Consider the following 13,137-nt stretch of genomic DNA (forward strand, 5'->3'; position numbering starts at 1 on the left):
ACCGAGGAATCTGTATTCGATCGAGGGCGTCGTGAGGACTGGGCCGTTGTCTGGAGCCATGTTAGCGTTGAGGTACCCGCTATGGGGTCGCCGGACGAACCGCGACTACCAGTGAGGCCCCCGGAAATTGTCCGTGATCGGACGCTGTCGTTGACGCTGCGAGGCGTCTATTCGGCGTGCCATATCGACGGTCAACTCTGGCCACCACACGACATGGAGTTGAAAGGCGACATTGCCATGAGTCATGACCAGCCCTACCTGCTGTTCCTTCCCCAGTCCACGCCTGCGAAGCATCGAGTGTTCGCTGTTGTGGACGAACCGGGTTGGGACGAATTACGTGCCGTCGCTACGTTCAACCACCGCTGGGAAGCGGTACGACTGGCCGACGCTTTGAACGAACTCCTCGCTGGAGGTGGACTTGCTTCGGAGTTCGTTGCCGAAGCGGTAACGGGTGCTCCAGGGCCGGTTCGGGCAGAGGTTGAACGGATCGTGGCCACCATCACCGCGGACACCGCCGATAAGACTGGCGGTAGCAAGCGCGGGCGGTCTTGGTCACGGTACGGGGACGCACTGATCCGTCCGTCCATTTGCGGTGTGATGCGCTTTCCTCTCGGCCCAACCGATTCCGGCGAGGATGAATACGAGCCCTGGGGCGACATCACCCCCCGAACGGCGGGCGCGCTTCAGTGGGCAGGGGAGTGTCTGGCCGATGAAGTGTCCGAGATGGGGGACGAGGCTCTTCCTCCTCGTCTGCAAGGGCAGGGCAGCGTCTTCCGGCGAAAGTTCGCCAAATCCGTTGAAACGCTGGTAGATGACCTGAGCCGAGGCGAACGTCCGGAGCCGCGCTGCACGGCTGAGGAGATCGCTTTGTGGTTGATGATCGGTGACGCTGAGGCGCTGGTGGAGGATATGCGCCCGGCAGCGCTCGAAGACCTGCCGCCAACAGAATTCGATTACGCCTTCGATGATCTCCGGGAGTCGCTTTACCAGGATCTCGATTTCCACGACTACTTCGAGCCTGTCGGGAAGGAGACTATCTTCGCGGAGAGTCTCGATCGACTGTTCGAACCCTTCAACTACCCTCGGCCGCGTCCACGTCGTCGTCCGTCCGCATCCGGCCTGCGTTGAACCGGAGGAAGTACCTCCGAGCTGGCAAGCCGCGGGCTCGGAGGTCTTCGAGTGTGCTTGGCCAGTGCGGTGGCCTCGACTTCGTCGCAAAGTCCTCAGGTGGGTTGTCGCGGTGGCTGGTACTCGTTGTTTGGCCTGGCTGGTTCGTTTCGGGCGGCCGTGGGTATCTCGGCGAGGGATACCGCGGCGTCGAAGGGCAGCACGGATTGTTTCGGCCACAACGCCGAGGTGGCGATCCGAGCCAATGATTCGCCGCCTTGGTAGCGGGTGACGGCATGGTCGGCTTCGCTGTCGGTGAGGCGGCGCGGTTGGCGGATCTTGACACCGCCGGCGCGGAGGATTCGCAGGATGCTGCCTTTGGCGAGCCGATATCGGATGGTGAGTTGGTTTGTGGAGGAACCGTTTTGATAGGCCGTACAGATCGCAGTGCGTTGGTTATCGGTGAGGCGCAGGAGTGGGGCGCGGTTTGGTGGCGGTGTGGGGTTGGCTGGGTCGGTGGGGTTTTCGGCGAGTCGTTTACGGAGCCGGTCGAGCGTCGCGATGAGATGGGCCTCGGTGGAGTGGCCGCGCATGAGTTCGATGGCCGCCGCTGTTCTCTGTTGTGCGGAGCATGCGGGTATGCCGTAGATGTCTGCGAGAGAGGAATATCCGGTGGCTGGAGTTGTGCGACCGCCGTCGGACGGGTCGGATCCGCGCTGGTCGAGGTTCGAGTTGTCGTGTCGCGCATGGAGTTCGGCGGCACGGTGGATGTCGTCGAAGAGCGGGGTGAGAGTGTGAGTGACCTCGATGCCGGTGCGAAAGTCGAGATAAATTGCACAACAAAGGGTGTGGTTGATCATGCAACGGGTCCCTTCGGTCGAGGTCTGGTAGAGGGTGTGGGGATCGGTGAGCAGCTCGACTGCGTTGCGCAGGCAGTCGGCACCGGTCGCGAGTTCGGTGCCGGCGGACGGACGTCACCGACGATAGAACCTTCCGTTGCCGGAAGACGTCGTCGATATCGACGTCGTGATCGGTTGGGGGAGAGCGGAAATCGAGGTCGATGCCTCCGCGTTGCTCCTAGGCGCTGATGGAAAGGACGGTGCCGATAGCGATTTCGTCTTCTACAACCAGCCCGAGTCGCCGAACGGTTCGGTGCGGTTCGTGGGTGTCCAGGCGGCCGATGGCTGTGCTCAGGCGCGGATCGCTATCGACTTGTCTGCGCTTCCGGTCACTGTGGAGACTGTGGCGTTGGTCGGTAGCGTTGGGACCGGAAGTTTTGGGGGAGCTTGGCGAACTCACGCTTTCGATCGTTGACCGAGCTGGGCAGTCGTTGGCCGAGTACGCCACCAGCGATGCCACAACGGAATCGGCGTTTCTGTTCGGCGAGGTCTATCGACGCGGCGGCAAGTGGATTCGCGCGGTTGGGCAAGGGTGGGCATCCGGCCTTGCTAGTCTGGCAACGGATTTCGGTGTTGATGTCGTAGATGAAGCGGAACTCGAGCGGGTCGATGGGGAATCCGAGGTGGAGCCGTCGAGCGAGTGTAGAGCGACCAGCATTACTGCTGGTGCAGGTGACTCTACTGATCACAAAGTTGGCTGGTCGTATCGGTTGTGGAGCCAGGCACGGAAGTGGTGCGACTATGAGGTCACTGTCGAAAATGAGCACCTGCCAGCGATTCGAAGCCTGTGGTCACAAGACTTTCTGGACGGGAGCGCCGCCGTGACACAGGATGTCGAGTTGGTTCCAGAACCGGGCGGAACGCGAGGTCCTTGGGCGATATCGGTTCGGGTGCAAGGTCGAACGATCCGCTACATCGGTGCATCGGAGGAACAGAAGTGGGCGGGAGTCGTCAGGCGCATCGTCGCGTCGGGATTCGTCCCCACGATAGCCGAATTTGGGCTCGATAATACGACGGCTGGGACGGCGTCGAATTCAGCACATACGTGCATATAGCACTCGGTGAACCCCGCGACGCGCTTCCTCTGAACGAGCCGCCCACGGTTCCGTACACAATGCTGCCGCGGTCAGGGATTGTGCAGGTCACCAAGGAAGACGAACACTTCGATGCCCTGCTCAGCTTTGTGCCCGAAGGTGGATATGGTCTGTTGTTCGTCACCCTGCACGAGAAGTCTCCCGACACTGGGCGAGGAAAGCCTCACGTCGAGGTGCGTATCGACGGTCAGCGGGTAGGCCAGCTCACCCTGTAGACGATCTTCGTCAGCGGCACACCGACAGGCCTGCCGTCCGCACGACGACCGAGATTCTTTGTTCTGTTTGCTGGCGTATTGCTGAACTGCTGAGGCCTCCGGCGTGTCGTTTGGCGACATGCCGGAGACCTGCTTTTCGAAGAACGACGAGGGCGCTCGGCTTCCAGGTGAGTTCGACGATACGAGCTTCGAGTTCTTGCAGCTCAATGGCTTTGATGGTGACGATCTGGATGGGCTCGGCCAACTCGACCAACGACACGCAAACGTCACGCTTTCAGTGGGAATTGACCGGATTCAACGGGATTCGTTGGGATCTTGATTTTCGGTATCCATGCAGCTCACGGGCACTATTGGGAACTGTCGAGAACTCAGAAACATCGCCGACTCAGAAACGGCAGGTTTCTGGTTCGAGTCCAGATGGGGGAGCTTTGACCAGGGCGAACGTATCAGTTCGACCCTGGTTTTGTCCGTTTCAGGGGTCGGACGACACGCTTTCAGCCCGCGAGGCGTCCCAAGGCTGCGGTGAAGTCGGGCGCTTCGCTGGGATGGCCGATGTAATGGCGTTTGGGAACCGAGTCGTTAGCATGGTCGAGGTGCTGGGCTGTGTACTGATCGGCGACCAGGGAGGCCACAGCTTGCGGAAGGTCTTCCGAGTGACCCACGCGAACTTCTGGCCCCGAGCTTGGCGCCACAGCCGGCTGAAGTTGTGTGGATCCCAGATGTCGCCGTCGCGATTGCGCCACCGGCAGCCGCCGATACGTGGCACGGTGCAGCCCAACCACCTTGCAGGCGAACCGCTCCGACAAGCCCTGCACCTGTTTGAGCATGTCCACGGCCCGCCGCTTCGTGGCTGGGCTCAGAATTTCTCTTCGCGATCTCCCGCAGCGCGTCCTTCTCAGCTCGGCATCGGCCAGCAACCACGTCAACCGAGCATTCTGGTCCCGCAGCTCCCTGAGCTCCTTGGCCGCATCAGTGTCCATGCCGCCGTACTGGCGGCGCCAGTTGTACTGCGTGGCCACCGAGACTTCGAGCTCGGCGGCGGTCTCCTCTCCTTCCACGAAATCGTGACCCAGAAGTCAACCGAACCGACTCCGCGAAACCCGGGCAACATCAGGTCGCGACGGGCGGTGAGGGCGCTGAGTGGCCCAAAGCGCCTGTCATCGGGCTTGGTCATCTCTGGTATTGGGCTTGCAGTTGCCGTTTGTAGATCTTGCCCGAGTCGTCACGCGGCAGAATGCTGACGATGCGGATAGCGGCCGGAATTTTGTAGTTGGCGATCTGTCCTGCCAGGCTGGCCCGGATGTGTTCTTCGGTCAGCTGGGTGCCAGGTTGTGGGACGATATGGGCGGCAACGGATTCGCCGAGGTCTCCGTGGTGGGGGATGGCGAAGACAGCGACGTCCTCGACACCGTTGACCGCGGCGATGGCTGCTTCGATTTCGGCGGGGTAGATGTTGACGCCACCGGAGATGATGATCTCGCTCGAGCGGCCGGTGAGATACAGGTAGCCGTCGTGGTCGAGGTATCCGGTGTCGCCGACGGTGATGAATCCGGGGACCGAGCCCGCGGGTGCGGTGTCCTGGTTGAGGTAGGTGAAACTCGGCCAGTAGTCGGCTCCTCGGACGAATACTTGCCCGATTTCTCCTGGGGGACAGGGGGTTCGGTCGTCATTGACGACCACGGCGGTTGAGCCGTCGGCGCCGCGGCCGACACTGCCGGGGTGTGCGAGCCATTCGGAGGCGGTGATCCAGGTGATGGTGCCCGCTTCGGTGCAGCCGTAGAACTCGATGAGTGCATCGCCGAACCATTCGATCGCGGCGCGTTTGACCGTCGGCGGGCAGGGGGCGGCGGAGTGGATCACATGCGTGAGGCTGGAAACGTCATAGCGGCCACGGATTTCGGGAGGAAGCGACAGGAGCCTGGAGAGCATCGTTGGGACGACTTTGGCCTGGGTGATGCGGCGTTCGTCGACGAGTTGGAGAAATCGCTCGCTGTCCCAACGCGGCATGATTGTGATGTTGGTGCCCATCCGCAGCGCGAGTACCGCGACCGCGTTCGGGCTGGTGTGATACAGGGGACCGGCGACGAGCATCTGCCCGCCGGGTGTGAGTCCCATGCGGTTGGCGGTGCCGCCCGCGATGGATAGCAGTTGATGCGGTGTCATGCGTTCGCGGAGAACGCCTTTGGGTGTGCCGGTGGTTCCGGAGGTGTAGATCAGTCCCATGGAATCCGCGATGGCTCCCTCGAGGTAGCCCAGAGGTTCGAGGTGATCGCTGATCCGCTCCTCGAGGGTGCAGTGGCGGTGCGTCGGCTGCGCGAGCGCCCGGTCGAGGCCGGCCTCGTCAAGGAGTTCGACCGGCATGGCGACTTCGATGATGTGTGCGTCGACGCCGGATCGGGCGATTGCTCGTTCGATCGTGTCGATGAATTCGGTGTGGGCGATGATGACTCGCGCGCGGCTATCGGTAAGGACGTGGGCGACCTCTGGTCCCTGCCACCGGGTGTTGATCGGGACGGGATTTGCTCCGCATGCGGCGATCGCGAGAGAAGTCTCCAGGAACTCGATGTCGTTGCGCAGCATGACCGCGACGCGGTCGCCGCGGTTGGTACCTTCGGCGACGAGGGCGGCGGCGAGTCGGCCGGCTCGATTGTGGGCGTCGTGCTGATTGCGGGTCCGGGTTCCGCAGGCGATGGTGGGGTTCGTCGGGTCGTTGGGCGAGACGTCATCCATGAGCCGCAGTGTGCCACTACCGGCGGCAAGTTGCGGCTTGCACTGCTGCCGACTCAGCCGGGAGTGAGGTCGAAGAAGTCAGCGATCGCGCCGGTAGCGTCGAAGCCCGAGACAGGATTGCCGCAAACCCATCGCATCCCGGTCGAGGCACCAGGAATCTGATGTCCGCCACCGACGACGGTGTAGAGGGTGACTGGTGCGAGACCGGATTCTCGATAGTCGGTCCGACACACCTGCCCCTCGCCCGCGGTCGTGCCGTCGGCGTTCACCCAGTGAAATGACGGCGGCACGGTGATCCCGTTACGGTGGGCGAAGTACGCTGCCGATAAGTGTGGCCCCTTGGGAAACCATCCCCGGAAGTTGACGTAGCCACCGCTGTAGGGCGCGAGAGGGTCGTCGGTGCCATGGATAAGGACCACTCGCACTGCCATCGGTGGTCGAGATGATGTCGTGAGATTTTCCGCAGCAGGCTGGTTACTTGCGATAAGTGCCGCTCCCGCGAGCAGTTCGGGCGCGTCGTGCAGCAGCCGAATCGTCATCTGCCCGCCGAGTGAGAATCCGACTGCGTACACCCGGTGCCGATCGATCGACCAGGCCGACGAGACCTTGTCGACCAGAGCGCCGAGGAAACCGACGTCATCGATGTTCTTCACATTGCGGGCGAGCATGGTTGCTTTGCGCGCCCCGTTCCATTCCCGCTGAACAGCGTCGGGGTAGGCCACGATTGCGCCACCCGACTCCACTAGAGAGTCGAAGGCTCCGGAAGCAAACTCGCGGATGGAATGACCGGTTTGGAGGGTGCCGTGCAGAACCATCACCAGTGCGGCGTCGGCACGTAGGTGCCGGGATCGAACGAGGGTATAGGTACGCCGTCGTTGCGAATGGGTCAGCGTGTGGTGGCTAACGATAACGCCTGGCATGTTCTGCGTTCGAGTCCCCACAACTGATGAGTGTGACCCACAGCGCGACCCAATGACCAGCCAACACCGTAGCGCTGAGCGGACCAACGCGGTTCAACCGGAAACAAAATTGCTGGTAGTAGACTCCGAATTCGACTTCCGCGGACAACGAGCCGGATAGTTGCGAGGTGTGGCCACAGCAGGCGACGAAGGACCGCCACAGTCGAATGAACGGGGAAGAGCGAAGCGTGTGGTATCTGATCGATGCCGCGGCACCGGGGATGGTCATTCGTCACGTGCCCGAGGAAGGCATGCCCCGCGAGCGGACCCTGCATCGCGCGATCCGTCCCAACTCCTTGGCTGGTGTTGCCTCTTCGGCCATCACGGACGCCATCGCATCGAACCAGATGTGCGCCCGCGAAATCCGGATCCGCGGCGAGGGATACAAGGTCTTCGCGCTACCGGTTCCGGGACCCGACGGAGGGCCTCTGGCGGTTCAGATGTGGGTCGGTCCACAGGCCGATACCCCTGCGGACCCTCCCGCGATCGATGTCCTGGTGTGGGACGGCAAACAATGGACCGTGCGCAACAATGGGCGGGGTGGGGCGGTGCTGCCCGAGGGGTTTCCACTGCTGCACGGGGCGTGGTTTCTGTCGCGGATCATCGAGTGCGAAGAACGCGACCGGCTGATCACCGCAGCGCTCGACGCGCAACCAGGAACGCACTGGCAGGGACCGATGCGGGTCCTGACCGCCAATGACGAGAAGACAACTCGTGTCTACGGACTCTTCCGCTACCACTCACCGCATTCATTGCGCGGGCTGCTGCTCCAAGTGGAGCAGGATCGCCAACCCGGCATCGTGCTACCGACCTATCACGGCGACGCGGCCGTCGGGCTGCTCGGCGGAACCATCGCATTGATCGACACCGAAACCCTCCAGATTGTCGAGTGGCTGACGCCGCCGCTGACCAGCATCGCCTGGCGGCATCACCCAGCATCCCGTGGCACCGACCCGTCGGCGGATCGCAAAGAATTCAACTTGACCACAACGCATCTCATCCACCCCGACGATCTTGGTTACTACCTCACACCGCTCTTGGACCTAGTGAAAGACCGCATCAAATCGGCCCGATCGGTCGTTCGGCTGCTCACCCTTGAACATGATTGGCAACTCGTTGAGCTTTACTGCATACGACTACCCCACGGGCTACCCAGGTTCCTGACATGCCTGATCCGACCAGTGGGAGACGACATGCGGCCAGGGCTCGTTTCCGAAAACTGACCCCACCGAGACGCCGCCGAGATCGACCTCCTGGTCGCGACGCAGGCCGCCAATGAATGAGTGCAGGCGCAGTCATCAGCCGCGTGCAACCCACTCAGCACATACCCGGACACCAGGTAACAGGTGCGCTCAGCTTTCAACAACGCTCAGCGTATCCCAGGCCGGTCGACCTGCGGCCGTTCCGAGTTCCGGGCCATCGGCGCTACATGAGGTGCAAAAGTACGGTGAGATTCACCCGCCACCGACATCAGGGCCGTCGCGACCGGTGCGTGGCGAGAAGCGGTGGCTCATTTGTGGTCTGGCATCGGCGAATCCTGAAAGAGTTCGCCCACCGCAAGGGCCCTCACACCAGTGGCTATCCAAGCAGCAGCTCCGGCGGGTTCTTGCAGGGTGTTGGCGCGCAGGGCGCTGTCCTCGGAGGCAGCCATGAGCTCGAGGGCCGAATCGTGCGCGTCGGCGCGGCCGAGTGTGTGGAACTGCTCGCCGGCCCATGCGATCGGGATGCCTGGCAACTCGGCCGCTGAGACGATTTCGGCCTTGCCGCGTTTGTGGAGTTCTGAAGACAGAGTGCCTATGGGGCAGCCTGGGTGCTTACGATCTGTTCGAGAGAGAGTATCGGCCGCAGTCGAGGCCGACTGTCCGTTCGTGGTCAGCGAATCATGTTGCCGGCGCCATTCACATCCGCGCCAGTAGTCCCGGTCGCATGCCCCACAACAGCTTTCCGGTGGCCGTATGCGATCAGCTCGGAACCCGTGATTCCCGGGACAACGACCACCGCCTTGTCGATGACTCGATCGGCAGCAGACGAAGTCGCCGCGACGGGCAGCTCTCGGACCGGCGACCGCCCCGAATTGGAAGCAGCCGTGGGAAACTCGAAAGCTGGCGACACGGCCCGTATTCCTCCCACTGCGGCCCCGAAATACACCCGGCAGCCCGATTCGACCGCCCACCGTGGTGGCTTACGCACCATACAGCGCTGTGTAAACGCCGACAACCAGATTCGGGCTGTCCGGGCCTAGCGTTGGAGGACACCCTCACCGCGATCCTGGCCCGACACGGGATCGCCCCTGCCGCACCAAGGTTACTCGGATCATCGACCATGACCAGACATCATGCGGCGCAACCAGTTACGCAAAGGTCGAGCGAATTGCGACGACCTGAGACACGGTCTACTGCGAGCCGTGTTCGCTGGCGGGGACTCAGCGAAAGTCCTTCTGCCGCGATCATTGTTGTCACAGAGCAGTAGCCGCACCCCGCATCTGGATCACCATCTCCCGACCGGTGATCGCGGTACCGGATAGTCGCCGGTAGCGACTGTGGACCCGCCGCGACGACGACCCGCACCTCGGACCGCCGCTGGCTCATCTCGGGTGCTGGCACCGATGCGCACCAAAGTGCCTGTCGCACTCAGGGTATCGATCAGTTGCGACATCGGGTGTGGGAGCAGGACGGCGGACGGTCCAAGATCAGAACATCATCGACATGGTGAACTTTCAAGCGCCCATTAGCATTTCGAGAGGGGATCACGCAATCGGCGCCGGATCCAGGATCGGCGTGCCGTCGACACTGCTGTCCTTTTCGCCTTCCCGCCAATGGGAGCACGTCGAATCCGCCGTGCGCCTACCGTGTATACGGTTATTAAAGACAAAGGCGCACTGTGAGATTCGACATGATCGCAGCAGGATGTTCTCCACTCCACATCGGTGATGCCGGACGGATCGCGTCGGCCTTCGACTTCGATCTCACCTCGCGGGGAGAAGCCGGCTTTCGCGACCTCGCCCAGCTCGCTCCAGCTCCGTTGTCCCTGTCGCACTGCACTCGATCGCGGGCCGAGGTCGTGATGAACGGCCCCCCGGATGCCTATGCCGCGTGGTGGCGTCTTCCCCCGAACTCCGGGATGAATATCGTTGCTGCCCTGGACTTCTGCTCGGGAACCGTTTTCGCAGTCGATATGGCCGCGCGCATCGGCTGGCACCACGGCCGGGCGCCGGCGCACCGGCGCCGACTTCACCATCGCGCCATGCGGGCGCGGCGTGACTATTGCTCGACCCATGGCGCGGTATCGGCACGGGGCTCTGCCCGGCTGTCGGTGACCAGGCTGCCCGCAAGGACTTTCAGAACAAGGATATTCGCCGAAAGGAGCCACTGTGCCAAGCGATCGCCAGCTGCGAAGTCGGTCGAAGACGGGGCTATGACCTCCATCGACGCGCAGGCGCGCAGTTACGGGCAGCATCTGATGCTCAGGCTGTGCGACATAGAACGGGTGGATGCGCTCGATGACGCGACTCGTCTCTCCGATTTCCTGGTCGCCCTGGTAAACGCGATCGAGATGCGGATCCTGGAAGGCCCGCACGCCGCAGCGGAAAGCGGAGACGACGATCACTACGGTTATTCGGCGGTGGTAATCCTCTACGAGTCGCACGCGGCCGTACACACCTATCCGAATCGCCGCGAACTCTTCCTCGACATTTTCTCTTGCCGGGCTTTCGAAGCCCAGCAGGTATACAACACCTGCACGCGCTTTTTCGGCGGGTTCACCGTCAGCGAGTACGCGGTGCTCGATCGCGGCTTGCACTGGACGGCGCCGGCAGCGGAGCGCCTATCCGACTGGATGGAAAGCCGCTGACACGCGGCTTCGGACGAACTCGTTCGGGAGGTATCACACGATGCAAAACCAAGTCACCGACTATCGATTCACATCCCATGGCCCCGACGCCTCGACCACCCCGGTGAAGACCGGCCGTGTTCGAACGTACAAGGGGGCCTACATCTCCATCACCTCACTATGCAACACCGACGTCTGCACGTACTGCTACGCGCGTGACCAGAAGACCGAGTCGCACACCATGCCCATCGAGTTGTTCCGCGAGATCCTCGACCGGCTCCAGGAGGTATCGGACTTCCCCGAGGTGTACCTGGTCGGCGGGGAGCCGACCGTGATTTCGCAGCTCGACCAGTACCTGGCCGAGATCGAGCGCCGGAACTGGACCACCACGATCTACACCAACGGCGGTTTCAACGCCAAGCGCCGCGACATGATGCTGGCCAGCCCCGCTGTGCGGAGAATCGTCTTCCATTACGACGAGTTGCTCTTCGACAAGTTCAAGTGGCTGCGCTCGCGCTGGGAGGACAACCTGCGGACGATGGGCACCAAGTGCGAGACCTCCATCAATGGGGTGATCGACGGGCCCGACTTCCCGCTCATCGAACTCGTCGATCTGGCGGCCGACCACGGCGCGGCACTGACCTGGATCTTCGCCACCCCGACCTCGGGAGGCACCCCGTTCCTCGGACTGGGGCAGATGCGGGAGTTGGGCCCGGTCGTGCAGCGGATGCTGCTGCACGCCGTGGAACGCGGTGTCAAGACTTCGCCCGACCTGCCGATCCCACTGTGCATCTTCGAACCGGACTTCTTGAAGGAATACGGCGAGCGGTTCGCGTTGATCCGCCGCTGCCAGCCGTTCGCCTATTTCCACGTGGACGGCCGGGTCAGCTACTGCACCGCGATGCCGGTCTACACCGCGCCGCGGCCGGCCGACGCCGAGCAACTGGCGCAGACCATCGAGCGGCATCGCGAACACGACCGACAGCTCAAACAGCAGCCGTCCTTCCCCGAATGTGTCACATGTGAGGCGCACATCAAGCAGGTCTGCCAGGGCGGCTGCATGACCTACAAGGTCTACGGGAAGACGCCGGCCCCCAAAGACAATCGCGTGTTCATCGACCTGTCCGTGCCGCCCTCGCCGAATCGGGATGCTTAGGAGCACGAGGTGAACACTCCGCGAAACACGATGACTTCGTTCGCGTTCGGCGACGTGATCCGGTGCTCGCTGGCGGCCGCGCCGGCGCCCAGTAATTACACCGAAGACTGCTTCGTGACCTCTGAGCTCGGTTACAGCGACGTCATCGCCAAGTGCATGCCGGCTCAGGCCGAGACGACGAGCGGCGCGTTCATCGGTGTGGGGCCGTGCCAGAACCTGACCTACGTCGGCGCGCTCCGGCCCCGGCTGTCGCTCATCTGCGACAGCCGCCCGGACAACCTGCTGGAACACCTGATCTTCAAGATGCTCATCGAACGAGCGGCGGATCCCCTCGGCTATCTGCTGCTGCTGTTCTCCCGCACTTGCCCGGACCGGCCCCCCGCCGAGGAACTGCGCACGCCGCAGGACCTGGTCGACGCGTTCGAGAAGGGAGTGGTCTCCCCGGCGCTCTACGAAGAGAACCTGGCCCTGCTGCGGTCGACGGCGGCCCGCCGCTGGGGGCTCGATCCGGCGCACATCGATCGGTTCGACCATCTGTACGGCGAGTTCTTCAGGCGGCAGCTCGACATCTTCGTATTCAATGAGAAGAGCGATATCGCCGACGAGTGCCCGAGGATGCGCGACATCCTGGTCGCGACGACCTCCACCGGATGGAACTTCCATTTTCTGACGGATCGGTCCAGGTTCGATTACGTACGGCAGATGCACCTGCGCGACCGCATCATCCCGGTGCTGGGGAACCTGTGCGAGCCGGACAGCATTGCGTTGCTCAACGACCTGCTCGAGCACTTCGGTGAGACGGCGGACACGGTCTACCTGTCCAACATCGAGGACCACATCCTGAGCCGGTACTTGCTGTGGCCCGACGGCTCGGTCACCGACCCCAACCCCGATGCGCTCATCACGGACGAGTACCGCCCCGACTATGCACGTCTGGTGGACGCGCTCGCGGCGCTCCGCGTGAATCCGGAGGCGATGCTCATCCGGTTCTTTCATCCGGGACGGTCCAGGGGCCGGCACATCGGGGTGCTGCCGTACCTGGACTCGACCGTCTGCCGCTTGACGACTTTCTTCGCCGCTTGGCGGGCGGGGCCCGCCTCGCTGTTCGACACCTACCTGTAGTGGCATTAGCAGAACGGAGAAGTTCGT

General features: G+C 62.8%; 13 protein-coding genes. 8 read left to right on the forward strand and 5 right to left on the reverse strand.

Annotated elements, in window-relative coordinates; translation table 11 throughout:
• The first annotated feature begins 150 nt into the window (after nt 1-150).
• The gene (locus AB0L58_RS26585; protein WP_364390497.1) at nt 151-1,128 is read left to right on the forward strand and encodes a hypothetical protein; all 978 of its coding nucleotides are present in this window, start codon (nt 151-153) and stop codon (nt 1,126-1,128) included.
• A gap of 95 nt (nt 1,129-1,223) precedes the next feature.
• Here AB0L58_RS26585 and AB0L58_RS26590 read toward each other — a convergent pair whose 3' ends face one another.
• Nucleotides 1,224-1,967: a hypothetical protein gene (locus AB0L58_RS26590; protein WP_364390498.1), complete on the reverse strand. Its 744-nt coding sequence runs from the start codon at nt 1,965-1,967 to the stop codon at nt 1,224-1,226.
• 136 nt (nt 1,968-2,103) lie between these two features.
• On the opposite strand from AB0L58_RS26590, the gene AB0L58_RS26595 reads away from it, so the two are divergent.
• Genes AB0L58_RS26595 through AB0L58_RS26605 form a run of 3 tightly spaced genes read left to right on the forward strand, consistent with a single transcriptional unit; the run spans nt 2,104 to nt 3,315 of the window.
• Entirely contained in the window at nt 2,104-2,421 is a 318-nt protein-coding gene (locus AB0L58_RS26595; protein WP_364390500.1) for a TerD family protein, read from the forward strand.
• 16 nt (nt 2,422-2,437) lie between these two features.
• Nucleotides 2,438-3,061 (forward strand): TerD family protein, encoded by a 624-nt coding sequence (locus AB0L58_RS26600; protein ID WP_364390501.1) that lies wholly within the window; start codon nt 2,438-2,440, stop codon nt 3,059-3,061.
• 59 nt (nt 3,062-3,120) lie between these two features.
• Nucleotides 3,121-3,315 carry a hypothetical protein gene (locus AB0L58_RS26605; protein ID WP_364390502.1) on the forward strand — a complete coding sequence of 65 codons (195 nt, stop codon included), beginning with the start codon at nt 3,121-3,123 and terminating at the stop codon, nt 3,313-3,315.
• A gap of 10 nt (nt 3,316-3,325) precedes the next feature.
• Here AB0L58_RS26605 and AB0L58_RS26610 read toward each other — a convergent pair whose 3' ends face one another.
• The 4 genes from AB0L58_RS26610 to AB0L58_RS26625 form a co-directional block, all read right to left on the reverse strand.
• Entirely contained in the window at nt 3,326-3,574 is a 249-nt protein-coding gene (locus tag AB0L58_RS26610) for a hypothetical protein (RefSeq protein ID WP_364390504.1), read from the reverse strand.
• 235 nt (nt 3,575-3,809) lie between these two features.
• Nucleotides 3,810-4,373 carry a transposase gene (locus tag AB0L58_RS26615; protein ID WP_364390505.1) on the reverse strand — a complete coding sequence of 188 codons (564 nt, stop codon included), beginning with the start codon at nt 4,371-4,373 and terminating at the stop codon, nt 3,810-3,812.
• Nucleotides 4,374-4,485: 112 nt separating this feature from the next.
• A complete protein-coding gene (locus tag AB0L58_RS26620; protein WP_364390507.1) occupies nt 4,486-6,045 on the reverse strand; it encodes an AMP-binding protein in 1,560 nt (519 codons plus the stop codon).
• 53 nt (nt 6,046-6,098) lie between these two features.
• The gene (locus AB0L58_RS26625; RefSeq protein WP_364390509.1) at nt 6,099-6,965 is read right to left on the reverse strand and encodes a PHB depolymerase family esterase; all 867 of its coding nucleotides are present in this window, start codon (nt 6,963-6,965) and stop codon (nt 6,099-6,101) included.
• A 206-nt stretch (nt 6,966-7,171) separates the two neighbouring features.
• Here AB0L58_RS26625 and AB0L58_RS26630 point away from each other — a divergent pair, with 206 nt between their 5' ends.
• The 4 genes from AB0L58_RS26630 to AB0L58_RS26645 all read left to right on the forward strand — a co-directional run bounded on the left by AB0L58_RS26630 (nt 7,172) and on the right by AB0L58_RS26645 (nt 13,110).
• The gene (locus AB0L58_RS26630; protein WP_364390511.1) at nt 7,172-8,227 is read left to right on the forward strand and encodes a GAF domain-containing protein; all 1,056 of its coding nucleotides are present in this window, start codon (nt 7,172-7,174) and stop codon (nt 8,225-8,227) included.
• Nucleotides 8,228-9,896: 1,669 nt separating this feature from the next.
• A complete protein-coding gene (locus AB0L58_RS26635) occupies nt 9,897-10,853 on the forward strand; it encodes an S-adenosylmethionine decarboxylase (protein WP_364390512.1) in 957 nt (318 codons plus the stop codon).
• A gap of 40 nt (nt 10,854-10,893) precedes the next feature.
• Nucleotides 10,894-11,988: a radical SAM protein gene (locus tag AB0L58_RS26640; RefSeq protein ID WP_364390513.1), complete on the forward strand. Its 1,095-nt coding sequence runs from the start codon at nt 10,894-10,896 to the stop codon at nt 11,986-11,988.
• 30 nt (nt 11,989-12,018) lie between these two features.
• On the forward strand, nt 12,019-13,110 hold the full coding sequence (locus AB0L58_RS26645) for a hypothetical protein (protein WP_364390515.1): 1,092 nt from the start codon (nt 12,019-12,021) through the stop codon (nt 13,108-13,110).
• Nucleotides 13,111-13,137 lie beyond the last annotated feature (27 nt).

It is taken from the genome of Nocardia sp. NPDC052112, assembly GCF_040680135.1.
Classification (GTDB): domain Bacteria; phylum Actinomycetota; class Actinomycetes; order Mycobacteriales; family Mycobacteriaceae; genus Nocardia.